This window comes from Butyrivibrio sp. INlla14 (genome assembly GCF_900102515.1).
Classification (GTDB): Bacteria; Bacillota; Clostridia; order Lachnospirales; family Lachnospiraceae; genus Butyrivibrio.
In genome coordinates, this window is sequence record NZ_FMVS01000030.1 from 1 (window position 1) to 22,751 (window position 22,751).

The following is a 22,751-nucleotide window of genomic DNA, read 5'->3' on the forward strand; positions in this document are numbered from 1 at the left end:
TCCTGGATTCTCGGAAACGTGACGATGAAAACCTCGTCACAGATTTCTGAAATCCGCTAAAATACTGAATTTATTGCCATTTCTCTCTTGATTTTTGCATCGTCATGTTTTATAATAATTATAGAAAACATGACGAGGTGGGGCGATGGCAATCATTACACAAACTGACAAAAGATCCGGTATTACCTACGCTTACGAGACAACCTATTACTGGGACAAGGAGAAACAGCAGTCGAGGTCCAAGCGTGTCTGCATTGGAAAGGTTGACCCAGTCTCTGGGGAGATAATCCCTACCAGAGGACGCGCAAAGAAAGGCGAGTCCAAGACTCCTAAAGCTTTGCCTGCCAGAACAGGCCCGGTCACATATACTGAGACAAAGCACCTTTATTTTGGCGCCACATATCTTCTGGAGCAGTTTGCTGATCAGATAGGACTTACAGCTGATCTTAAGCAGTGCTTTCCGGATATGTACAAAAAGCTTTTGTCAGTAGCTTTTTACCTTGTACTTGAGGATAACAATCCTCTATACAGGTTTGAAAAATGGAATCTTACCCATAAGCATCCTTATGGACAAGATATAGCTTCACCCAGAAGCAGTGAGATGTTCGCATCCATCACTGATGATCAGATAGCCAAGTTCTTGCGGTTACAGGCCAAGAGACGTGTCGAGGATGAGTACTGGGCTTATGACAGCTCCAGCTTCTCAAGCTACTCAGAAACTCTTAAGCAGGCTCAGTGGGGCAAGAACAAGGAAAACGACAGGCTTCCTCAGATAAATCTCCTTCTTGTGTTCGGAGAGAAATCCGGTCTTCCGTTCTATTACCGCAAGCTTGCCGGCAACATCCCTGATTCAAAGACGGTCAAGCACCTTCTTGAGGATCTGGATATCCTGGGCTTTGGCAAGACCAAGTTTGTCATGGACAGAGGCTTTTACTCTGAGGACAACATCAATGGTCTGTACAGGGAGCACGTGAAATTCCTTGTAGGAGTCAAACTCTCCCTGAAGCTCATCAAGAAGAATCTTGATGAGGTTTATGATGATATCCGTATGTTCAACAACTTCGACGAAGGCCTTAATACATATGGGCTTACAGTCAGTGCTGAGTGGAATTATACTCAGGACAGGCCATATAAGGGCGATACTATCGAAGAGAAACGCCGGATCTACATCCACTATTTCTACAGCATCGAAAGAGGTGCTGATGAAGAGCAGGCTTTTGACAAGCGTATCATGGACTACTGCAATGAGCTTCTTTCCGGCAAACCGGTTGAGGACCACAAGAAAGCTTACGCCCGCTTCTTTGAAGTAAAGGATACTCCTGTCCGTGGAAGACAGGTCTACTACAAAGAAGATGAAATCAAAGCTGCTCGTAAGTACATAGGATACTTTGCCATTATCACTAACGAGAAGATGGATGCCTTTACCGCTCTTCATCTATACAGGATGAAGGATGTTGTAGAGAAAGCATTTGGCAATCTCAAGGAGAGGCTCAACATGAGAAGGCTTCTCACTAAGTCAGAGAAGAATCTCGATGGCAAAATATTCAACGAGTTTATAGCACTAATTCTGATTTCTCACCTTGATCACAAGATGAAGGAAACAGATTTATATAAAACTTACACAATGCAACAGCTGCTTGATAAGCTTGATGTCCTTGAGTGTTACGAGGACGAAAAGCGTGCGCTCAGGATTGGTGAGCTTTTGGACAAGCAGGCTGATATATACACGACTCTCGGAGTGGCATTACCAACCTCGTCATGTTAATCTGAGAATCCAGGTTTGCTGGAAAAAGCGCCGGCGATGGTATGGGAAATGCTGATGAGGATGTCAAATGCTGATATTTGTAATACTTGAAAAAATCTTTTGGATTTTTTTTGGATAACAATTGTATCTTACAGTTAGTTCGTGGAGGAAGGTATGAAAAATGAAAAGAAAAAGCGGGAGATTTCCCGAGGGAGGGCCATAAATAACAATATATATGCGACAAAGCTGCTGGTAAAGCTTTGCCCCTCAATGGTGGTGCACGGGGCCATAAGCAGGTTCCTGGGTTACTTTGAGTGGCTGTTTTATAGTGCGTTCTTTATGCGCTTTGTTATAAATTCACTTCAGTCAGGAGACAGCTTTGGACGAATAATGATATTCGTTGCCATTGTAACAGTTGTTGCCTGCGCAATGAGCTTTTACGACAAGTTTCTTGTTGGCTATCGTTTTCCAATCAATAACGTAATCGTCAACAAAGAGCTGTATAAGCTTCTGTTCAAAAAATCAAGAAACGTAGAGCTGGAGTGCTTTGAGAACAGCGAGTTCTACGATAAGTACACTCTTGCCATGGAGAAGGCTGACACTCGTCTTGTTGAGACGGTGCATGCTGTTTTTAACACTATTTTTGGAGCCATAGCAGGCGTATGCGCCTTTGTCTTTATGTTCCAGGTGGACAAGATTTCTGTCTTGTTCCTTATTTTCCCTGCCATCGGAAATTTCGTATTTAACAGGATGATCAGTCATATCGACTATGACAGAAACAAGGATATGAATCCTCATAACCGCCGGATAGCTTATATCAACCGAGTTATGTACCTTCCTGAATATGCAAAAGAGATGAGGCTTACGGATGTCTTTTCTCTTATGAGACGTCAGTATAAAGAGGCAATCACAGGCCTTGCTGATGTTACAAAGAAATACACCAAAAAGGCCATGGTTCTTCATTGGTTATATGTAATGTTCACCTTTACCTTTATCTTTGAGGGACTTCTTATTTACGGAGCTTTCTGCACTTTAGTGAGGGGGAGCATGTCCCTTGCGCAGCTTTCAGTTATTACCAGCATGATGGTATCTACCACCTGGATTCTCATTGGATTTACCGAGTCTTTGACAAGTCTTTTCAAGAACGGACTCTTTATCGAATATCTGAGAACCTTTCTTGAGTACAAGGAAAAGATTTCTGAGAATTATGAAGGAATCGATCCTGGAACAGAGATAAAGACCCTAGAATTTAGAGATGTTTCTTTTTCCTATAAGGACAAAAAAGTATTGTCACACTTAAACATGGAGTTCAGAGGCGGAAAGACCTATGCCCTTGTGGGCCATAACGGCGCAGGAAAGACCACGCTTATTAAGCTGCTTCTCAGGTTATATGATCCCACAGAAGGAGAGATTCTGCTAAACGGAAGGAACATTAAAGAGTACGACCTTAAGAAGTACCGAGCTCTTTTCGCAACAGCATTTCAGGACAACAGGATGTTTTCTATGTCCGTAACGGATAACGTTGTCATGGGAGAGAATATTCCTGAGGCAAAAAAGATAGAGCGAGTGGAAGAAGCTCTTAAGCTTTCCGGAGCTTATGACAAGGTAATGAGCCTTAAGCATGGAATGGGAACAACTCTGACCAACGAGTTTGATGATGAAGGAGCTGTGCTCTCTGGCGGTGAGAGCCAAAAGGTCGTTGTGGCAAGAGCCTTTGTAAAGCAGTGTCCGTTCAAAGTATTTGATGAGCCTTCAAGCGCCCTTGATCCAATCGCTGAGGCAACACTTTTTGACAATATCTATGAGACTTGTAAGGACAATACGCTTGTCTTTATTTCCCATAGGCTTTCTTCCGTGCAGAATGCGGACTGGGTATATCTTCTTTCTGACAAGACCGTTAAGGAAGAGGGAACTCACCGTATGCTTATGGAAAAACATGGTCTCTACGCGGATATGTATACCAAACAGGCTAAGAACTATTTAGCCATATCCGGAGGTGCCTGCTGATGAAACGAGTATTACAAAACCAGCTATTTTTATGGAGGCTGTGTTTTAAAACCTGCCCTGGATATATGATATATTTCCTTTACGACGGCTTCAGATATCAGGGAATCATTTTCCTTGAGCATGTTCTTGGAATAAGATATGTGCTTCACTGCGCGGAATTTCATGAACCTTTTTGGAAGGCTTTACTGTTTATCGGAGTGATACTTCTGATAAATATGATTCAGATAGTTCCTGACGGTTACTTTATTCATGGCTGGTCCTACAGGGCAAAGCCAAAGCTTTACAAGGCTCTCAAAGAGCAAATGTACCAAAAGGCCGCGGACATTGACCTGTCGTGCTACGATGATCCAAAGTACTATAACGACTTTGTACTTGCTGTGGCGGAGGCAGAAAGCTCCATCGACAGGTTCCTTACCATGTGCAACCTCATTGTTCAGGCAATTACGGTTATCGTAACCACTGGTGCGTTCTACATTGCAACGGATGCCATGGGTATCATGTTTGTACTTGCTTCTTTTGTTCTTAGATTCCTTATTTCAAGGGTGATCAACAAGCTGAACTACGAGGTTCGCCTTAAGGTTAATCCTTTGGAGAGGAAAAGAAATTATGTCAGCAGAGTCTTTTACCTTAATGACTATGCAAAAGAGCTCCGTCTTCACCCTGTGGTAGGAGAGGAACTGGAAAAAGAATTTGAAGAAGCCAATGATGCGATTATTGAAGAACAGAAAGCTGTGGGCATAAAGAGAATGTGGCTGAATTTCTTGAACAGCTACGTGGTGGGAGACTTTATCATGGATGGCCTCTACATCACATATCTTGTGTTTCAGGCTGCGGTTCTTCATACGGTGGCCTACAGTGATGCGGTAGTTCTTTTCAACAGAACTGGAAGCCTGCGCCGCGGATTCCAGAACATGGCTGACGTCTTCCCTATGGCTCAGGAAAACAGCCTCTATATAGAAAAGATCAGGGCATTCCTTGATTATGAGCCAAAGATGGATGTGACGAAAGGGGAGTCCGTACCAGAAGGCAATGCGGATTTAAGCCTTGAAAATATTAGTTTTGCATATAAAGAAGATGCCGGGGAAACCCTAAAGAACATCAGCTTAAAGGTTAAGCCTGGGGAGAAGGTGGCAATCGTTGGCTACAACGGAGCAGGAAAGACAACCCTTATCAAGCTCCTGATGCGCCTTTACGATCCAACGGAAGGAAAGATTCTTTATCATGGCCAGAACATAAAAGAGTTTAAGCCCTATGATTACAGAAGAAGGATTGGGGTAGTATTCCAGGATTATCAGATGTATGGCGCCAATCTTGAAGAGAATGTAATCATGGCAGATCCTGCTTTTGCAGCCGGTCAGTTAGAGAACATGGTACAGAGTGAGGATGGTGATGTAGATGCATCATTCTTCGAGAAGCTAAAGCTTGGGGCTGTCTGCGCTCTTGAAAGAGCAGGCTTTGGGGAAAGATACAAGAGCCTTGATAAGGGTCTGGATACCCAGGTTACAGCGGAGTTCGATAAAGAAGGCGTCAATTTCTCTGGTGGCGAAAGCCAGAAGATTGCCATATCAAGAGCTTTTTATAAGGATGCGGACATCCTGATCATGGATGAGCCTTCAAGCGCCCTTGATCCTATCGCGGAGTATGAGCTTAACAAGGCTATGGAGTCAGCGGCAAAGGGAAAGACTGTATTCTATATTTCCCACAGACTATCTACTACAAGAGATGCTGACAGAATTATCCTTCTTGAAAATGGACGAATCGCTGAGGAAGGAACCCATGAAAGCCTTCTTGCCATGAACGGTAAATATGCTGAGATGTGGCGGGTTCAGGCAGGACGCTATGAAACTGCGTGATTAAGAGGATACAAGAAAAAGAAAAACTTGGGAGGACGCTTAATGAAGAACAGGAAAGTAACAGCGCTCTATCTGGTTATAACGTTGGCGCTGACCTGGATATGTCAGTTTTTACCTATTTTGATGGGGCTGGATGTTGAAAATACATCAATATCATCTTTTGATTATGCTTCAGTATTTTTTGGAATTGGCGGCGTAATGCCAACTTTGATAGGTGTTATTTTTGTTTTTATATTCTATACAAAGGATGGCATAAGGGATTTTCTTAAAAGATGTTTCGTGCCAAATATGGAATGTGTCGCAGCAATTTTTATCTCGCTTGGTTTGGTTTGTCTCGAAGTAACTGTCACACAACTGATTTCGAGAGGGCTTGGGGCAGCTCCTTTGGGATTTGAAGGCCTGAAACTTATAGTTAAAAATCCTTTGTATTTGTTCTATTTTCTGTTCTGGGGAATTATATCAGGACCATTTTCTGAAGAGTTCGGATGGAGAGGATTCCTTACAGACCGCTTGTTTAACAAAGAAAAGCTTCTTCAGGTTTCCTTGTTCATAGGCTTTATTTGGGGCGTTTGGCATCTGCCACTATATTTTTATCCTGCTCAGATCCAGCACGACTGGTTTATGATCAATCCGATTTTGGGATTATCCTTTATTGTAAGCTGCATGAGCGCAGCCCTTGTGTATACTACAATTTACGTCATTGCCAAGAGAAAAGTTTTTCCAATCTTCTTTTTACATATGTTCAAAAACATTATTCTTACCGGAGCTATGATTTACCCATTCAGTGATACTTATAGCATCGTTGTAGTTCCTGTAGAGATTGTTATGGATATACTGTTTTATCTTGTTTTCATCCGGACAAGTTATTATAAAAGGGCATTAGAACAGGCATCTTAAGCCCTAGGGACGGAGTTAGTGGTTCATTTTGGAAAGGGGAGTGTGGTATGAAAAGAGTAATTTGTTGTTTGACAATAGTGATGCTTATGGCAGCTATGCTTGTAGGATGTAGCAATAATGCTACCTTCAGCGGCAGCAAAACTGGAGATGCTGATCATTTTGATATTGAGTTTGAAGTGCTAAATAGCTCTTTTACTCATTACCTTGAACTTAAAGAGGGCGAGAGTCTTGAGGTGACAGCAACAAAAGAGTCCGGAAAAATCTCGCTTCGCATTCAATGCGGAGAGTCAGAGCCTGTCTATCAGGGCGACAATTTGGAATCCACTAATTTCAAAGTGAATATAAATGAAAGCGGTACATACACCATCACTGTTTCAGGCCAGAAGGCAAAAGGACATGTGGTTGTGGAGCGAGTAATGCAGTAAATATATACATAATGGACCCAGATGGTCGTTAGTGGTTTATGCATAGCCGAATACTATTGGAGAACAGGAGATTTTTTATGAGATTAAAACAAGTTATCGTCAGTAGCCTGCTTGTAGGCACAATTGCCATATCCGGCTGCGGAGCTGATTCAGTTAAGGAAGAAAAAGAAATTAAATCTACCGGTAATGTAAATGAAGTTGATTGGGCTGATGCCTTTGATTACGAAGAACTTGGCGTCGAACCCTATACTTATGCACCTTCCTTTGATGTTTTTGAATTATCGGATGTTCAAAAAGATGCGATAGTCACACTTTATGAATACTCCCTGAATTGGAATCCATCGATGGCTGAAAATGATGACTGGCAAGAATACTATATCTCCAATTTCGTCAGAATGTATCGCGGGGGTGATTATTTGAAGGCCCTCTATGATAGGGATGGCAAAGCGTCAAAAGAAGAGGCTGAGTACATGCAATATTCATTAACCGGTCAAAAGATCTCTTTTAATCTGGATGATGGCGCTCTAATAGATATTGAAGATTATTCCGGCTTTTCACCAGAAAACACAATTCAGGATTATACCTATGAAGGCAATTCGGAAACAATCCTGGTTCACGCAACAATATATCATGAGCATGTGTCAGGGGAAGTTATAGCATCGGATGAATACAAGGTTGACGTTTGTTTAAAGAGAAATCCATTTAGCTGCTATGACGGATATTATATCTACTCAATAAAAGATGTGACTACATAATCTCCTTGTGAGCCATGGTGACGTGGTTCTTAGAAATGCCGATATTACTGATGCTGAGAACCTGAAGGAGGTTACGCTGACGCCTGGTGGATGATGAAGAAAATGTGAGGAGAACAACATGGGGAAGTATGAATACATCTTTTTTGACTTGGACGGAACTTTGAATGATTCAGGCCCTGGAATCCTGAACAGCTTTACCTACGCCATAGAGCAGATGGGCGGCAAGGTGGAGGATAGGTCCCAATTAAAGAAATTTGTGGGGCCACCACTTAGGACTTCTTTTGAGGAGTCTCTTGGCTACTCACCTGAGGATGCTGACAAGGCCATTGGGTTTTACAGAGAGTATTATCATGGCAAGGGCGGACGCTTTGAATGCGAGATATATCCTGGAATCAGGGAACTTCTTGCAAAGCTCAAAAATGAAGGCAAAAAGTTAATTGTAGTAACCTCCAAGAATGAGTATGGTGCAAAAGTCGTTCTGGAGCACTTTGAACTAGACCAGTATTTTGATTTTATCGCTGCCGCCAACGATGCTGACAGGCAGCACAAGACCGAAGTTCTTGCATACGCGGTTGAACAGGCTGGCGTAAAAGAACTATCTAAGGCGATAATGGTCGGTGATAGAGAAAACGACATCACAGCAGCCAGAGTTGTTGGAATGGATTCCATCGGTGTTCTCTTTGGTTACGGTGATGAGGAAGAGCTGACCACAGCTGGCGCAACTTTTCTTGCAAGGTCTGCTGAGTGTATTGGAAGACTCATAGATGGTAACGCAGGCGTACCTTCTTTGGAGGAGGCGAAAGCTCTTTTAACAGAGGGAGCTCAGATGAATCCAGGTCCCTGGGAGGCCCACAGCTACAATGTAGCCAAGGCGGCCAAGTTGATTGCATCAGAATGTGACGGCATGGATGCAGACAAGGCGTACGTGTTAGGTCTTTTGCATGATATTGGACGAAGGAACGGAGTAAGCTTCCTGGCTCATGTATACGATGGTTATCATTTTCTGAAAAGGCTTGGATATGAGGAAGCTGCAAGGATTGCCCTGACTCATTCCTTTAATACAGGTCATTTGGAGGACTACGTTGGTAAGTTTGATATAGACGAGGAGAAGCAGCAGGAGCTCCGGCAGCTTCTAAGCGCTACAGAGCAGAACGGCTACGACTATCTTATTCAGCTTTGCGATGCAGTTGCTATGCCAGAGGGTATCGTCTCTATCGAAAAGAGAATGACTGACGTCAAGACAAGACACGGTTATTACCCACAGGAGAAGTGGGATAGAAATATCTTTTTGAAGGAATACTTCGAGAAGAAAATGGGCAGGAATCTGGAAGAACTGCAGTAACCCTGAGGATTTTCAGGAATGTGGAAATATGACAATTTAGGAGGACAGCATGGGAAATTTCAACGTAAGAGACTATCAGAATTTAGACGAGGTAAAAGAGCTATTTAAGGAGTATTCTCAGATCAAAGGAGCGGAGGGCTGCTTTGTCTCTTTTGACAAGGAACTGGCTGATCTTGAGAATTTCTATAGTGGCGGTGCAATCTTAGTGGGGTATGATGCCGAAAAGCCAGTTGCCTGCATCGCTATCAAAAAGAAAGATGATGAAAACTGCGAAGCTAAGCGTCTTTTTATAAAGCCTGAGAGCCGCGGTAATGGATACGGAAGAGTAATGATGAATGCAATGCTTGGAAAGGCCAGGGAACTGGGATTTAGCGAAGTTTCTTTTACCACCAAGCCAGCTGTAATGCAGGTGGGATATGGCTTGTACCAGCGAATGGGCTTTGAAGAAGCGGCTGAAAATGACGGAATTGTGAGCATGAGGATGAAAATATGAGCTTAGACGAACTTAGAGTAGACATCGCAAAGAAACAAAAGAAGGGATTGCCTTTCATCGGGGCATCAGCAGTTATCTGGCTTTTGATATTGATAACCTGTTCCCTGAAACTTCCAATCAGACTGCAGAACATGATAGTTTTTTGCTGTTCATGCCCGCTGATGCCACTGGCCATGCTGATTGGCAAGATCATCAACGTGGATATATTCGATAAGAGCAACGAACTTGGCAACGTGGGATTTCTTTTTACCTTGAACTAGTTCCTGTACCTGCTGATTGTTATGTGGGCTTTCAGCGCAGTTCCGGCGAAAATGGTAATGGTATACGCCATGGTGTTCGGCGCCCACTTGCTGCCATATTCCTGGCTCTACAAGTCAGTTGGTTACAGGGCTTTCGCAATCATCATCCCTATAGCGGCGCTGGTGGTGGGATGCCTTTATCCCGCGCAGATTGTGGCTATTATGATGCTGATCTTTGAGGTGGTGTTTGTGGTAGTTCTAAACCTTGAAAACAAAGCCCTGAGCAGGGAGGCAAAGTGATGGCGGATATTATACAGATTGATGAGAATACCTGGAGATTTGAGGACGGCTTTGTCAGGTTTTTCCTGCTGGCTGGGGAAGATAAGGCTGTCATGATAGATAGCGGCGTGAACTGCCCTAATGCTGCGGATTTGGCAAAAGAGCTTACGGATAAGCCATTGTTTTTGCTTAATACCCACGGTGATGGAGATCATACCTCAGGAACCAGTTGCTTTTCTGAGATTTATCTTCATCCTGCAGATTTTACTGGCTGTGAAGTGAATACAAGATATCCAGGCGTAAGGCTCGTGGAGCTTTCTGATGGTGAGGTTTTGGACCTTGGAAACAGGCCTCTTAAGATAATCCATATTCCAGGTCACACAAGTGGAAGTGTTTGCGGGCAAGTATACTCTTTTGACATCTAAAGAGTATGGGGATGATCAGCTATGAAGAGATACCGACTTTGCTTCTACGGTCGAGTCCAAGGCGTGGGGTTTCGTTATACCGCATCCCACGCTGCAAATATGTACAGGCTCACCGGCTATGTCAAAAATGAATACGACGGTTCAGTAACCTGCGAAGTTCAGGGCAGAGAAGAGGACATCGAGCAATTCATCGCTACTTTCTACCGCGGCAGATTCATTGAAGTTGACCGCATAGATAAGACGCCTCTTGCTATCATCGAAGATGAACGCAGCTTTGATGTGAGATATTGAGATTAAGGATAGTTCATGGTAATAAGTCTGCTGAAATCCTAGAAAATGAGATTTCAGCAGGCTTATTTTAATGGTCTAGTCTGCCTAAATTTCAAAAATCGAGATTCCAGCAGGTAAAATTTGAGGTGTTCGTCTGCTGAAATTTCAGAAATCAGAATTCCAGCAGACGAAACAGACAGAAATAGTCTGCTGAAATTGCAGAAATCAGAATTCCAGCAGATAAAACAGGCAGAAATAGCCTGCTGAAATTTCAGAAATCAGAATTCCAGCAGATAAAACAGGCAGAAATAGCCTGCTGAAATTGCAAAAATCAGAATTCCAGCAGACGAAACAGACAGAAATAGTCTGCTGAAATTGCAGAAATCTGAATTCCAGCAGACGAAACAGGCAGAAATAGTCTGCCGAAATTGAAAAAACTAGAATTCCAGCAGACAAAACAAGCAGAAACATCCAACACCCTGCAAAAATCCCCAAGAGCAAGCAAGAGCAAGCAAAAAGGCCGCCTCCCAACCGGGAAGCGGCCTTAACTTTCGTCTATATTTCTACGAACCCAGTACCTAAGCGCCTAGCACTCAAGCACCTAAGCGCCTAAAACCAAGCGCCCATCAAGCCTTCTTGAGCTTACTTTCTCTATAGATGATATCTGTTCTGGCAGGGCCGTTACTTACCATAGTGATAGGATAGCCGATCTGTTCTTCGATGAACTCGATATAGTTGCGGCAGTTCTCTGGAAGATCTTCGTACTTCTTGATGCCGCGGATCTCGCACTTCCAGCCTGGAAGTGTCTTATAAACAGGCTTTGCCTTGTCAAGAAGGTGAGTTACAGGGAATTCTGTAGTAACCTCGCCATCAATATCGTAACCTACACAAACTGGAATCTCATCAAGGTAGCCCAGAACGTCAAGAACTGTGAAAGCTACATCTGTTGTGCCCTGGAGTCTGCAGCCGTACTTACTTGCTACGCAGTCATACCAGCCTACACGTCTTGGTCTTCCTGTTGTTGCGCCGTACTCACCACCGTCTCCGCCGCGTCTTCTAAGTTCCTCAGCCTCGTCTCCAAAGAGCTCAGAAACAAAAGCACCTGCGCCTACTGCAGAAGAATATGCCTTGGAAACAGTAACAATCTGCTTGATCTCATAAGGAGGAATACCAGCTCCAATTGCGCCATAAGCTGCAAGAGGAGATGAAGATGTAACCATAGGATAAATACCGTGGTCAGGATCCTTCATGGTTCCAAGCTGACCCTCAAGAAGAATTGTCTTTCCTTCCTTGATTGCCTTTTCAAGGTAAAGAGCTACATTACCAATGTAAGGTTTAACCTGCTCTCTCCAAGCTATGATCTGGTTGAAAAGAGCTTCCTGATCGATAGGATCTGCATGATATAGATTAACAAGGATTACGTCCTTGATCTCAGCAACTCTGGCAATCTTTTCTTTGATAGCCTCATCATCCTGGAAGAACTCGTTGATCTGCCAGCCAATCTTGGAATACTTGTCTGAATAGAAAGGAGCGATACCAGACTTGGTAGAACCAAAGCTCTTACCAGCAAGTCTAGCCTCTTCAAGAGTATCAAAGAGTACGTGATAAGGCATCATAACCTGTACTCTGTCAGAAATCATGATCTGTGGAGTAGGAACTCCCTTGGATGTGATCTCATCAAGCTCCTTCATGAACTTTGTAATATCGAAAGCTACTCCATTGCCGATGATATTCATGATGTTCTGGTGGAACACACCAGATGGCATTGTGTGGAGTGCAAATTTACCATAATCATTTACAATTGTGTGACCTGCATTGGCACCACCCTGAAAGCGGATAACAACGTCTGCCTGATCTGACAGAGTGTCTGTGATCTTACCCTTACCTTCGTCTCCCCAGTTAGCACCTACTACTGCTTTTACCATTATAATTCCCTCTCTTCATACTCTACTTGTGGATAGTTTTGCAAAAGAAATTTCTTTCTCTTGAAACCTATTCCATAATATCAATATTAAAAACATAAGTAAAATCAATATTTTTTATGCTAGCCATAAGCACAACTTATTTCTCGAAAATTTATATAAATTTATATATTTTTTCGACATTATCACAAATAATTACATAAAATATATAGTATAAGCTGACGATATTACATTTGCGAATGAACCATATTATTGTTTATTAAGAAGTATTGAGTAGGAGGTCGTTATGGCAGAAAAGGCTCAGAAGAAGGATTCTTTTAGTCAAAATGCTTTCAAAAAACTATCTGTAGGCGATAAATTTAAGAAAGTTTTCAACAGCTTCAGAAACAACCTTATAGCAATCTTTGTAGTTATCGTTTTGATTGACGTAGTAGCTCTTTTCAATTTGAATAATATCTACAATGTTTACTATGAGCAGAATACCCAGCAGGGAGAGGTGCGTATTACAATCCAGGCCCTTGCCAAGTATTATCTGTGGGCGCTGTCAGCTCAGGATGCTGATGACAGAAACGAGCAGATTTCAGGCGCTCAGGAGAAAATCCAGGAGCTAAATGACGGTCTAGATACGCTCAAGAAAGTGTATAAGGGAGATCTTTCTACTGCATATCAGCATATCGCAGACATAGATACTGCTGATGACAAGCTTATTGAGATGTTTAATAACGGTACTTCTAATGCGGAAATTTATGAATACTATGTCGGAACAGTTAATGAGGCTATCAAGGTTGTAGTTAAGGACTTTAAGCAGATTGGTATCTCTGCAAAAGAGCAGGCTCAGGCCGCATATATTATGGCCATTGTAATGGTCATTATAATGACAGCAGTATCTCTTGTAGTTGTTGTTTACGCAATCTTGTACCTTACAAAGGCAAGAAGAGCACTTACAAACAGCATTCTTGGACCAATCAATGCAATTTCAGAAGCAGCAGATGAAATGTCAAAAGGTAAGCTGGAACTTAGGATCGAAGCTGATTCTGAGGATGAGCTTGGTAAGTTGGCAAAAGACCTTACTTATTCAACAGATGTTATAGAAGATATTGTAAAAGATATAAATGAGACACTTAAGAGAATGTCCGGCGGAGATTTCTCTTCTGGAACCCAGAATCCAAATCTGTATATTGGAGATTATGTAGCAATTCGTGATGCATTAAATGATATTTCCGGTAACCTTAGCAGTACGCTTTTGGAAGTCAGAAATTCTTCTCAGCAGGTATCACAGGGCGCAATAAATATGTCACAGGGTGCCAATGACTTGGCAGAAGGCTCAACAGACCAGGCAGCAGCTGTTGAGGAGCTTACAGCTTCAGTTAATTCAGTTACTGAGCAGACCAGACAGCTTGCTGATGTTGCTGAAAAGAGTAAGGCAATGGCTACGGAAGTTAGAGATAATGCAGAAACAAGTGCCAGAAAGATGCATCTTGTTACAGACGCCATGACAAGGATCACAGAAGCTTCTGCAGAGATTGAGCAGGTAACAAATACTATAGAAGCAATAGCCAAGCAGACATCACTCCTTGCACTTAATGCTTCTATCGAGGCAGCAAGAGCAGGTGAAACAGGTAAAGGCTTTGCGGTTGTTGCAGATCAGATTGGTAAGCTTGCAGATCAGAGTACCGAAGCTGCCAAGAATACACATCAGCTCATTGCAGATACAATGGACGAGATCAACAATGGTAACTCCGTTGTTGCAGAAACCACAGAAGCTCTCGATGCTATGCAGCACAGTGTTGAGGAGATCACTTCGATGATCATCCAGACTGGAGATCTTGCAGAGCAGCAGGCCCAGAGCATGGATGAGATTGACAAGGGAATCGATATGATTTCCAACGTAGTTCAGAACAACTCCGCAACAGCTGAAGAATCCAGTGCTGTATCCCAGGAGCTTTCAGAACAGTCCGAGAGCCTTAACAACCTCATCGGCCAGTTCACAATAAGCGAATAACTGCCATCACTACATAGATGTGAAGCCCCTTTCGTAGGCATGCTCCTGCGGGAGGGGCTTCTGTATGCGCACTTGTCATCATCCCCATCATAGTCACATACGCCATCCCACCAAAAGAAAGCCGCTAGCGATATTCATGGAAGTTTTTTTCGTCTGTGTATAGGAGGGAAAATTCATGAAGCTCCTGACACTACATAAGAATTCTGCTTCGGTTCAACATGTTCGAGCGCCAAGGGGCAGCTTTTTACTCACGCCAGTTCCCGTAGTGCTCGTCACTGACAAATGCAGATTTTCTTAGATGTTTCCGCAGTTTTTCTTCTAATGCGCATGCTGCAGCGTAAACTTGCAGGACGGAAAAGAACATTACAATAGAAAATGCCATAGCCCGCAGAGCGGGCGTTACAAGAAATGGGGAATCAATCCTCTCAAGCTAGCTTGGAGAAGTTGATTTCCCATTTCTTTATGGCGCAAGCGCCAAATGGCATTTTCTTATTAAGATAACTAGCCCCGTCCTGCTTCAGACAACGCTTCGCACGCGCGGGAAAAACTGCTGTGGAAACATTAGAAAATCGCATTTGCCATCTAAGACTCGCATAGGAAACTGGACGCCTCGCAAGCGCTGCCTAGGCGCGAGTTTTGAACCGTAGAATTCTTATGTATCTGTCAGGAGCTCATGAATTCCCGAACTGGAGCCGACGAAAAAAACTTTCTGAATGAGCGAGGGTAGGCTTTCTTTTTGGTGGGGCGCAGGTGTAGTGAAGGGGGATGATAACAAGTTTCTTTTTATTTAATAATTTAGTGGACAAATATAACGTATAATTAATCTGTAATTATTTTTGCCAGGACCAGATCATATTCGTATAAATAGATATCTTAGATGTGCAAGGAACATCGGATATTGGAGGAAAAGAAAATGTTGAAACACTTAAATGACGATGAACTTATGAATGTTGCAGGCGGCAAGAACATGACTGGAAATGAATTGCAGGGCTTTACTACTAGAAAGGCCGAATTTGAGAATGCCTGGGATGCGCTTAAAATGGAGCAGAAGGGCTACACAGGAAATATGAGGGCAGAACTTTTTGATGAGTGGGAAGCTGCCGGATATACGCCAGATGCGGTAGCTTTTCTTGGCAGATTGAAGTAAATACTTCTGATCACTAAAAGCCCATGAAAGCGAGGTATTATCTATGATGAATATGGAAAATGCCATTAACGACAATGAACTTTTAAATGTGAATGGCGGAAGAAGCACCAGTCCATCAAAAGACAGTGCAGGGGAGAATAAAGTAAAAGTATTTTGTCCTGAGTGCAAGGAAACAACTACGTTTATTGTGTACTCTGGTGCGAGAGGTAAATGCACAAAATGTGGTCATCAGATGACCGTATAAATATAATCTTGGAATTAAGGCATAAAGGGAAGTTAGTGAAAAAAAGTGGCGTAAAAAAATCTATATCTATGAGTAGACGAGCGGTATCCATAACCACCATCTCCTCACTCATAATGACACTTGCATGTCTTTTAGTTGCAAGTGTCTTCTTCGAGCGGATTTCAATCGGAATATATGAGCAGATGGAAACCTCCATCACAGGTTCTGCGCTGCAAAATGCAGATCATGCCCTTCTTGAGAAGATCATCCTTGAAACAGAGGAAGCTCTTGATCAGATAGAAAATCCCGCAGCAGAATATAGTAGCCATGAGCAGGAATACCTTCTAAATTTTGCAAAGATCCAGGACAGCCAGGACTATAAAACACTCTGGAATTACTTTAACACTACCAGAAAGAGTACAGAGAGTACCTGCTTTGTCCTTGTAATGCTGCGCCCCAGGGAGAACTACTGGGTCTATGTAATGGATGCAAGTGACTACAACGTAATTCCCTGTGGAACTCTTTTGCTTGATGATTTCTCACAGTATGATGGCCATCCTGGAAAAGAGTTTGAGGGTTTTGTGACAATTTCACCAACCTATGGAAGAGTGAGAACGGACGGAGTACCGGCTTATATTGATGAGGAGAAAGATATATACGCCTACCTCCTTGCTGATATTCCAATTAGTGAAGTAAGGCAGAAGGGATATCTTTTTATCCTTAATACTGCTCTGCTTGCCATTATAATCACTGCACTTTCCTGTATCTTTGTGTATCTGGCAGTTAAAAAGACTGCTGTTGAGCCAATTAACAATATTGCTGAAAAGGCTGAAGACTTTGTGGACAGCTATGAAAAGAGATACGGGGAGCACCTGGAAACTCATATCTTTGAGGAACTCTATAATGGAGATGTAAGCGAACTTCAGAATCTTTCAAGGTCACTTTCCAGTATGGAGCTTGAGACCAACAGCTACATCAAGGATATAGACAGACTTGCAGGTGAGAAGGCAAGAACAAATACAGAACTTGAGATAGCCACAAGGATCCAGGCGGCTTCTATTCCTAGAAACTTTGATGATTATAAGCACATAAATGAGCTGGAACTATATGGCGATATGAAGCCGGCCAAGGCAGTTGGTGGCGACTTCTATGATTTCTTTTTACTTGATGATACCCATCTGTGCCTTGTTATGGCGGATGTATCCGGGAAGGGAATACCAGGAGCACTGTATATGATGGTTTCTATGGTAGCCATCAGGACTAGGGCAGAGCAGGGTGGAAATCCATCTGAAATACTAAGGTATGTAAATGAAAAGCTGTCAGCCAACAATTCTGTGGATATGTTTGTCACAGTGTGGCTTGGAATACTTGATATAAATACAGGACATGTAATAGCAGCAAACGCAGGCCATGAGTATCCTGCGGTAGCTGATGAAAATGGAACTTATACTCTTATGAAGGACAAACATGGATTTGTCTGCGGAGGTATGGAAGGAGTCAGATACAAGGACTACGAATTTGATATTCCAAGGAATGGAAGGCTCTTTATATATACAGATGGAGTGCCAGAGTCAGCTAATAACAATAATGAATTCTTTGGCACAGACAGGATGATAAGCGCGCTTAATCAGTGCTCAGACAAAAATCCAAAGCAGACAATCGAATACGTTCAGGAGGAAATCGAGAAGTTTACGGAAGGTGCAGAAAGATTTGATGATACTACACTTTTGTGCCTTTGGTATAAGGGATAAATTATGAGGGACTAATAATGGAAAGATTAGAAGTTCAGGCAACTAAAGAAAATCTCCTTGAAGTATCTGCCTTTGTTGAGGGCTATCTTGAAAAGCTTGATTGCCCTATGAAGACTATGATGCAGATAAGTGTTGCAGTTGAGGAAATCTATATCAACATTGCAAGCTATGCTTATGGAGATAGCATAGGAATGGCTGAGATCCTGATCGACCATGATCAGGCACTAAATTCGGTCAGCATAACCTTTAAGGATAGCGGAGTTTTTTATGATCCGCTTGCCAAGGAGGATCCAGACATCACTCTTTCTGCAGAGGAAAGAGCAATTGGTGGTCTTGGAATATTTATGGTTAAAAAGAGCATGGATGACATGAAATATAAATACGAAGATGGTAAAAACGTGCTTACCATAGTCAAGAAACTGTAGAAACGGATAACTTGAGGTTTAGTCCTATGAAAGTATCCTTTGACCTTGATGAAGTTTTGTTCGTAAATCCGGATGGATTTGAAACAGAGCCAGAACTTCGATTTCCCTTTAACAGAATGTTTCCTGAAAGACTTCGGAAAGGAACGGTTTACCTGATAAAAGAGCTTCAGAAAAGAGGCTTTGAAGTCTGGGTGTATACCTCCTCCTTTCGCACAGATGTCTATATCAAAGCGCTATTTAGACACTATAATATCCACTTTGACGATATAGTAAACGGATACAGGCACAAAACTGAGGTTCAGGGAGACAGAGCCATAACGCTTCCTCAGAAAATGCCAAGTCATTACAGAATATCCCTTCATATCGATGATGAGGATGCCATTATACAAAATGGTAAAAAATATGGTTTCAGAGTCATGAGAGTATGTGAACCGGATGATGAGTGGGCAGAAAAAATCCTTGCAGAAGCTGAGAGAATACGAAATCTTGAAGAAGCGCAGCAAGGTGGGAGATAGCTATGGATGAGAATGAGAACAAACTTGATATTGCAGAGAAACTATTCGAAAAATACGGAGCAAAGCCTCTGGAAATAAATAAAAAGAACCGCGAGAAATTTGGTGAGAGAAGGATTTTCTTTTACCAAGACAATTACTACAGAGTAGGAAAGCTATTGTCTGAGGAAGATGCAGAAAAGTACATGGTTGTAAGCTGTATCGATGACGAGAAGTATGCTGAAATCGGCATGTTGGAGGATATAGAAGCAATACCATTTTCAGCTGGTGAAGCTGAAATTGAGAAACAGATTCGCCTGATACTTGGGATTGACCAATATCCAGAAAATTTTTATCGGTGAACAAAACGTTTTCTGGGAAATAAAACTTGACAATATTAAGAAATAAACGGTTTTCAGAATAATGAAATTCGTTTATTATATATTAATAAGGCATAAATGCTATAGGAGGGAAAGCATATGTTAAACATTAACAAAACTTTGGCAGGAAATGATCTAAACATTAGTCTGGAGGGAAGACTTGATACTATGACAGCACCTGATCTTGAGGCGCTTCTTACAGCAAGCCTTGGTGGTGTAGAGAACCTTGTTTTTGATTTTGCCAAGCTTGAGTACATTTCATCAGCAGGACTTCGTGTTCTTTTATCTGCACAGAAGACTATGAACAAGCAGGGAACAATGGTTGTAAGAAACGCTACAGAGGAAGTTAAGGAGATTTTTGAAGTTACAGGCTTCTCAGACATTCTTACTATTGAATAAATAATTTTTGACGGGGAGATAATGATATGGAATCTGAAAAGATGCTTATAACTAACAAGAATTTCAAGATCTATGATGCACTTTCAAAGATAGACAACTATCTTGAAGATATGGAGCTTGGAAAGAAGGATACTCTTCACATGAGACTTCTCATGGAGGAAACCCTTGGTATGCTGGGAGCCATGACCGGGGATTATCAAGCACTTATATGGGTTGAAAAAGAAAACAATCAGTGCCAGGTTAAGTTGGTTGCCAAGACTGAAATGGACGTTGATAAGAAAAAAGAACTTCTGTCAGTTTCAAAGTCTGGTGAGAATACCCTTCACAAGGGATTCATGGGCAAGATTGGTGAGATCATCGAAAATGGTATCTTAAATTATGAAAATGTAATGAAGCTGCAGCAGGTTTATGGCGGAGGCTATGTTGATTATGCTGCACTTGGTGGTAATCCGTCAGACTCAATGTTTGTGTGGAGTCTTGACCAGTATAGAGGTGCTCTTGATGAAGTAAGAGGAAGCGATAATGCGGCCGGCTATGCTTGGGATGAGCTTGAGAAGTCAATTGTGGCAAGTCTTGCCAAGGATGTGACTGTTGGTGTAAAGATGGATCAGGTTGAATTAACTATTACAGCTGATCTGACCGGTAAATAATAAGATGAATGATAATATTTTTAGGGAAAAGAGCGTTAAAAGAATCTCTTCACCTGAGAATCTTTCTGAATATCTGCGAGTAACTACACCTGCCATGTGGATAATACTGACAGGTGTGGCTATTGTGCTTTTGGGGCTCTTTGTCTGGAGCAATTTCGTTGTCATAAATAGTTATGCATATGGCAAAGGTGTCGTCAAGGACGGCATTCTTACTGTAACCTACGAGGATCAGCGTGTAGCCAGGAACATTACTGGTGATATGCTGGTTTCAATTGGTGATGTCTACATGGAGATAGATACTGTGGGCAGAGACAAGAATGGCCATGTGGTAACAGTATCAGATACTAATTTCCCGGATGGAGATTATGAGGCCAAGGCCTGTTACAGGCAGACCAAGGTCATAAGTATGCTTTTTAATTAAGGGAAAAAGAGGTGGCGTGTATGAACGCCAGAAAAACTGTTGGGAAGCCTTCCAAAGGCAAAAAGGTAAGAGTCCCTGTTGTTATGCAGATGGAAGCCCTTGAATGCGGCGCTGCATGCCTTACTATGATTCTTGCTTACTATGGAAAGTGGATACCACTTGAACAGGTCAGATTTGACTGCGGGGTTTCCAGGGACGGCTCTAATGCAAAAAACATATTGTTAGCTGCAAGGAGTTATGGCCTTGAAGCAAAGGGATACCGCTTTGAACCAGAAGCACTAGTTAAAAGCGGTTTTTTTCCATGCATAATTCACTGGGAGTTTAACCACTTTGTGGTACTCAACGGCTTTAAGGGTGGATACGCCTATATTAACGACCCAGCCAGAGGAACAGTCAGACTATCAATGGATGAATTTGATGAGGGCTTTACCGGAATATGTCTCATGTTCAGCCCTACTGATAAATTTGAGACCGGGGGCAAGAAAAAGAGTACGCTGGAATTTGCAGCATCCCGCCTTAGCGGTGCATCTGCCGCAGTTGTCTTTGTTATCTTTTCTACTATTCTTGCATATATTTTTAATGCAGTAAATCCAGGCTTTACCAGGTTTTTTATTGACAGACTTCTATCTGGAGAAAATAAGGAACTGCTGGTGCCTTTTATCGTATTGCTCGCCCTTGTAGGCGGACTAAATATCATCACTTCTGCTATTTCTGATATCTATTCCCTTAAGATCGATGGAAAAATGGCTGTGCTGGGAAACAGTAACTACGTATGGAAAGTGCTACATCTTCCGATGAATTTTTTCAGTCAGAGACTATCAGGGGATATACTTCAAAGAAAAAGTGCAAATGCCACAGTTGCTGGTACCCTGGTAAACACATTTGCACCTCTTTTGCTGAATTTTGCCATGATGATCTTTTATCTCACTTTCATGCTAAGGTATAGCCCAGTCCTTACTCTTATAGGTCTTTTCTCCATTGCCTTTAATGGAATCCTTGCTAGGGTGATCTCTAATAAGAGGATAAATATAACAAGAAGGAGCCTCAGGGACACTGCTAAACTTCAGTCTGCAACTCTCTCCGGAGTCATGATGATAGAGACCATAAAAAGTAGTGGCGCTGAGATTGGCTTTTTCAAGAAATGGGCTGGCTATCAGGCAGCAGTCAACAGGGAAAAAATAGAGTATTCCCATATAAATATCTGGCTTGGCAGTATCCCTGCCGTTATAAACGACATTGCAAGTTTTCTGGTCCTGATAATAGGCGTAATGCTTGTTATGGACGGTAACTTCACAATTGGTATGGTATTGGGCTTCCAAATGTATTTAGCATTATTTACAACTCCTGCAATGAGCATAATTGGGGCATCACAGGAACTTCAGGAGATGCGCTCTAACATGGAGAGACTTGATGATGTTATGGAGTATCCCGATGATGAAATTTTTAGCAGCCCTCAGATCAAGGAGGGAGAGGAATACAAGAAGCTTACAGGAGATATTCATATAAAAAATGTTACCTTTGGCTATTCAAGACTGGCAGAGCCTGTTATCTCAGATTTTAGCCTTGATATAAGGCAGGGCAGCAAGGTTGCGATTGTAGGTGCGTCAGGCTGTGGAAAAAGTACACTTTCCAAACTGATTTCGGGGCTATATAAGCCATGGAGCGGAGAAATCCTTTTTGGAGATAAGAGTGCTTTTGAAATAGACAGAAATATTTTTACCGGCTCTGTTGCAGTTGTAGACCAGGACATAACCCTTTTTGAAGATCCGATAGATCAGAACATCAAGCTCTGGGATAACAGCATTGAAGACTTTGAAGTTATTCTTGCAGCCAGGGATGCAGGGATTCACGATGAGATCATGGAAAGACCTGAAGGCTACAAGTCCAGCGTTGGAGAAAATGGTAAAAATTTCTCAGGAGGCCAGAAACAGCGTCTTGAGATAGCAAGAGTACTTGCACAGGATCCTTCTATAATCATTCTGGATGAAGCCACCAGCGCTCTTGATGCTGTGACTGAAATGAAGGTAATTAATGCCATTAAAATGCGAGGGATCACCTGCATTGTGATCGCACACAGACTTTCAACTATAAGAGACTGCGATGAGATCGTTGTACTTGATAAAGGCAGGATCGTGGAGAGTGGAAGTCATGATTATCTGATGGAAAATGGCAAGTATTATAAAGAACTAGTAACTAACGAGTAAGAGGGGA

General features: G+C 42.3%; 22 protein-coding genes and 1 pseudogene. 22 read left to right on the top strand and 1 reads right to left on the bottom strand.

The window, feature by feature from the left end:
* The first annotated feature begins 145 nt into the window (after positions 1-145).
* The 11 genes and pseudogenes from BLO53_RS15925 to BLO53_RS15975 all read left to right on the top strand — a co-directional run bounded on the left by BLO53_RS15925 (position 146) and on the right by BLO53_RS15975 (position 10,750).
* Entirely contained in the window at positions 146-1,765 is a 1,620-nt protein-coding gene (locus BLO53_RS15925; protein WP_092063818.1) for an IS1634 family transposase, read from the top strand.
* Between the two features lie 153 nt (positions 1,766-1,918).
* Complete coding sequence (locus tag BLO53_RS15930; protein ID WP_092063821.1) at positions 1,919-3,751, top strand: ABC transporter ATP-binding protein; 1,833 nt, start codon at positions 1,919-1,921, stop codon at positions 3,749-3,751.
* Positions 3,751-5,604 carry an ABC transporter ATP-binding protein gene (locus BLO53_RS15935; RefSeq protein ID WP_092063824.1) on the top strand — a complete coding sequence of 618 codons (1,854 nt, stop codon included), beginning with the start codon at positions 3,751-3,753 and terminating at the stop codon, positions 5,602-5,604. Before BLO53_RS15930 ends, BLO53_RS15935 begins: the two co-directional genes overlap by 1 nt.
* A gap of 42 nt (positions 5,605-5,646) precedes the next feature.
* Positions 5,647-6,501: a CPBP family intramembrane glutamic endopeptidase gene (locus tag BLO53_RS15940; protein WP_092063827.1), complete on the top strand. Its 855-nt coding sequence runs from the start codon at positions 5,647-5,649 to the stop codon at positions 6,499-6,501.
* 47 nt (positions 6,502-6,548) lie between these two features.
* Entirely contained in the window at positions 6,549-6,926 is a 378-nt protein-coding gene (locus BLO53_RS15945) for a PPC domain-containing protein (protein ID WP_092063830.1), read from the top strand.
* 77 nt (positions 6,927-7,003) lie between these two features.
* The gene (locus tag BLO53_RS15950; protein WP_092063833.1) at positions 7,004-7,681 is read left to right on the top strand and encodes a hypothetical protein; all 678 of its coding nucleotides are present in this window, start codon (positions 7,004-7,006) and stop codon (positions 7,679-7,681) included.
* A gap of 118 nt (positions 7,682-7,799) precedes the next feature.
* Entirely contained in the window at positions 7,800-9,023 is a 1,224-nt protein-coding gene (locus tag BLO53_RS19705) for an HAD-IA family hydrolase (RefSeq protein ID WP_092063838.1), read from the top strand.
* A gap of 49 nt (positions 9,024-9,072) precedes the next feature.
* The gene (locus tag BLO53_RS15960; RefSeq protein ID WP_092063841.1) at positions 9,073-9,516 is read left to right on the top strand and encodes a GNAT family N-acetyltransferase; all 444 of its coding nucleotides are present in this window, start codon (positions 9,073-9,075) and stop codon (positions 9,514-9,516) included.
* Positions 9,513-10,055 (top strand): annotated as a pseudogene (locus BLO53_RS20020) (DUF7010 family protein). The gene BLO53_RS15960 and the pseudogene BLO53_RS20020 overlap by 4 nt, the downstream one beginning before the upstream one ends.
* Positions 10,055-10,459 (top strand): MBL fold metallo-hydrolase, encoded by a 405-nt coding sequence (locus BLO53_RS15970; protein ID WP_092063844.1) that lies wholly within the window; start codon positions 10,055-10,057, stop codon positions 10,457-10,459. Before BLO53_RS20020 ends, BLO53_RS15970 begins: the two are co-directional and overlap by 1 nt.
* A gap of 21 nt (positions 10,460-10,480) precedes the next feature.
* A complete protein-coding gene (locus BLO53_RS15975) occupies positions 10,481-10,750 on the top strand; it encodes an acylphosphatase (protein WP_026489309.1) in 270 nt (89 codons plus the stop codon).
* Positions 10,751-11,355: 605 nt separating this feature from the next.
* Here BLO53_RS15975 and BLO53_RS15985 read toward each other — a convergent pair.
* Entirely contained in the window at positions 11,356-12,654 is a 1,299-nt protein-coding gene (locus BLO53_RS15985; RefSeq protein WP_092063850.1) for an adenylosuccinate synthase, read from the bottom strand.
* Positions 12,655-12,937: 283 nt separating this feature from the next.
* On the opposite strand from BLO53_RS15985, the gene BLO53_RS15990 reads away from it, so the two are divergent.
* From BLO53_RS15990 to BLO53_RS16040, 11 genes are all read left to right on the top strand, one after another.
* Positions 12,938-14,653, top strand: coding sequence for a methyl-accepting chemotaxis protein (locus BLO53_RS15990; RefSeq protein WP_092063853.1), 1,716 nt, complete (start codon positions 12,938-12,940; stop codon positions 14,651-14,653).
* Between the two features lie 913 nt (positions 14,654-15,566).
* A complete protein-coding gene (locus BLO53_RS15995; protein WP_092063856.1) occupies positions 15,567-15,800 on the top strand; it encodes a hypothetical protein in 234 nt (77 codons plus the stop codon).
* A 43-nt stretch (positions 15,801-15,843) separates the two neighbouring features.
* A complete protein-coding gene (locus tag BLO53_RS16000; protein ID WP_092063859.1) occupies positions 15,844-16,044 on the top strand; it encodes a hypothetical protein in 201 nt (66 codons plus the stop codon).
* 68 nt (positions 16,045-16,112) lie between these two features.
* Positions 16,113-17,774, top strand: coding sequence for a PP2C family protein-serine/threonine phosphatase (locus BLO53_RS16005; RefSeq protein ID WP_176757327.1), 1,662 nt, complete (start codon positions 16,113-16,115; stop codon positions 17,772-17,774).
* Between the two features lie 17 nt (positions 17,775-17,791).
* Positions 17,792-18,199, top strand: coding sequence for an ATP-binding protein (locus BLO53_RS16010; RefSeq protein WP_092063865.1), 408 nt, complete (start codon positions 17,792-17,794; stop codon positions 18,197-18,199).
* 26 nt (positions 18,200-18,225) lie between these two features.
* Positions 18,226-18,714, top strand: coding sequence for an HAD family hydrolase (locus BLO53_RS16015; RefSeq protein ID WP_092063868.1), 489 nt, complete (start codon positions 18,226-18,228; stop codon positions 18,712-18,714).
* 2 nt (positions 18,715-18,716) lie between these two features.
* Positions 18,717-19,052, top strand: a complete 336-nt coding sequence (locus BLO53_RS16020) for a hypothetical protein (protein ID WP_092063871.1) — start codon at positions 18,717-18,719, stop codon at positions 19,050-19,052.
* A 117-nt stretch (positions 19,053-19,169) separates the two neighbouring features.
* Positions 19,170-19,469 (top strand): STAS domain-containing protein, encoded by a 300-nt coding sequence (locus tag BLO53_RS16025; protein ID WP_092063873.1) that lies wholly within the window; start codon positions 19,170-19,172, stop codon positions 19,467-19,469.
* 26 nt (positions 19,470-19,495) lie between these two features.
* Positions 19,496-20,119 carry a hypothetical protein gene (locus BLO53_RS16030; protein ID WP_092063876.1) on the top strand — a complete coding sequence of 208 codons (624 nt, stop codon included), beginning with the start codon at positions 19,496-19,498 and terminating at the stop codon, positions 20,117-20,119.
* Between the two features lie 4 nt (positions 20,120-20,123).
* Positions 20,124-20,540 (top strand): hypothetical protein, encoded by a 417-nt coding sequence (locus tag BLO53_RS16035; protein ID WP_092063879.1) that lies wholly within the window; start codon positions 20,124-20,126, stop codon positions 20,538-20,540.
* 20 nt (positions 20,541-20,560) lie between these two features.
* On the top strand, positions 20,561-22,744 hold the full coding sequence (locus BLO53_RS16040; protein ID WP_092063881.1) for an NHLP family bacteriocin export ABC transporter peptidase/permease/ATPase subunit: 2,184 nt from the start codon (positions 20,561-20,563) through the stop codon (positions 22,742-22,744).
* The last annotated feature ends 7 nt before the right edge of the window (positions 22,745-22,751 follow it).

Excerpts from the sequence above, each read along its gene's own strand:
- BLO53_RS15940 (WP_092063827.1), top strand. The coding sequence starts at position 5,647 with ATGAAGAACAGGAAAGTAACAGCGCTCTATCTGGTTATAACGTTGGCG.
- BLO53_RS16000 (WP_092063859.1), top strand. The coding sequence starts at position 15,844 with ATGATGAATATGGAAAATGCCATTAACGACAATGAACTTTTAAATGTG.
- BLO53_RS15925 (WP_092063818.1), top strand. The coding sequence starts at position 146 with ATGGCAATCATTACACAAACTGACAAAAGATCCGGTATTACCTACGCT.
- BLO53_RS16035 (WP_092063879.1), top strand. The coding sequence starts at position 20,124 with ATGAATGATAATATTTTTAGGGAAAAGAGCGTTAAAAGAATCTCTTCA.
- BLO53_RS15970 (WP_092063844.1), top strand. The coding sequence starts at position 10,055 with ATGGCGGATATTATACAGATTGATGAGAATACCTGGAGATTTGAGGAC.
- BLO53_RS15960 (WP_092063841.1), top strand. The coding sequence starts at position 9,073 with ATGGGAAATTTCAACGTAAGAGACTATCAGAATTTAGACGAGGTAAAA.
- BLO53_RS15995 (WP_092063856.1), top strand. The coding sequence starts at position 15,567 with ATGTTGAAACACTTAAATGACGATGAACTTATGAATGTTGCAGGCGGC.
- BLO53_RS19705 (WP_092063838.1), top strand. The coding sequence starts at position 7,800 with ATGGGGAAGTATGAATACATCTTTTTTGACTTGGACGGAACTTTGAAT.
- BLO53_RS15930 (WP_092063821.1), top strand. The coding sequence starts at position 1,919 with ATGAAAAATGAAAAGAAAAAGCGGGAGATTTCCCGAGGGAGGGCCATA.
- BLO53_RS15935 (WP_092063824.1), top strand. The coding sequence starts at position 3,751 with ATGAAACGAGTATTACAAAACCAGCTATTTTTATGGAGGCTGTGTTTT.
- BLO53_RS16030 (WP_092063876.1), top strand. The coding sequence starts at position 19,496 with ATGGAATCTGAAAAGATGCTTATAACTAACAAGAATTTCAAGATCTAT.
- BLO53_RS16010 (WP_092063865.1), top strand. The coding sequence starts at position 17,792 with ATGGAAAGATTAGAAGTTCAGGCAACTAAAGAAAATCTCCTTGAAGTA.
- BLO53_RS16020 (WP_092063871.1), top strand. The coding sequence starts at position 18,717 with ATGGATGAGAATGAGAACAAACTTGATATTGCAGAGAAACTATTCGAA.
- BLO53_RS16025 (WP_092063873.1), top strand. The coding sequence starts at position 19,170 with ATGTTAAACATTAACAAAACTTTGGCAGGAAATGATCTAAACATTAGT.
- BLO53_RS15945 (WP_092063830.1), top strand. The coding sequence starts at position 6,549 with ATGAAAAGAGTAATTTGTTGTTTGACAATAGTGATGCTTATGGCAGCT.
- BLO53_RS15975 (WP_026489309.1), top strand. The coding sequence starts at position 10,481 with ATGAAGAGATACCGACTTTGCTTCTACGGTCGAGTCCAAGGCGTGGGG.
- BLO53_RS15985 (WP_092063850.1), bottom strand. The coding sequence starts at position 12,654 with ATGGTAAAAGCAGTAGTAGGTGCTAACTGGGGAGACGAAGGTAAGGGT.
- BLO53_RS15990 (WP_092063853.1), top strand. The coding sequence starts at position 12,938 with ATGGCAGAAAAGGCTCAGAAGAAGGATTCTTTTAGTCAAAATGCTTTC.
- BLO53_RS16005 (WP_176757327.1), top strand. The coding sequence starts at position 16,113 with ATGAGTAGACGAGCGGTATCCATAACCACCATCTCCTCACTCATAATG.
- BLO53_RS16015 (WP_092063868.1), top strand. The coding sequence starts at position 18,226 with ATGAAAGTATCCTTTGACCTTGATGAAGTTTTGTTCGTAAATCCGGAT.
- BLO53_RS16040 (WP_092063881.1), top strand. The coding sequence starts at position 20,561 with ATGAACGCCAGAAAAACTGTTGGGAAGCCTTCCAAAGGCAAAAAGGTA.
- BLO53_RS15950 (WP_092063833.1), top strand. The coding sequence starts at position 7,004 with ATGAGATTAAAACAAGTTATCGTCAGTAGCCTGCTTGTAGGCACAATT.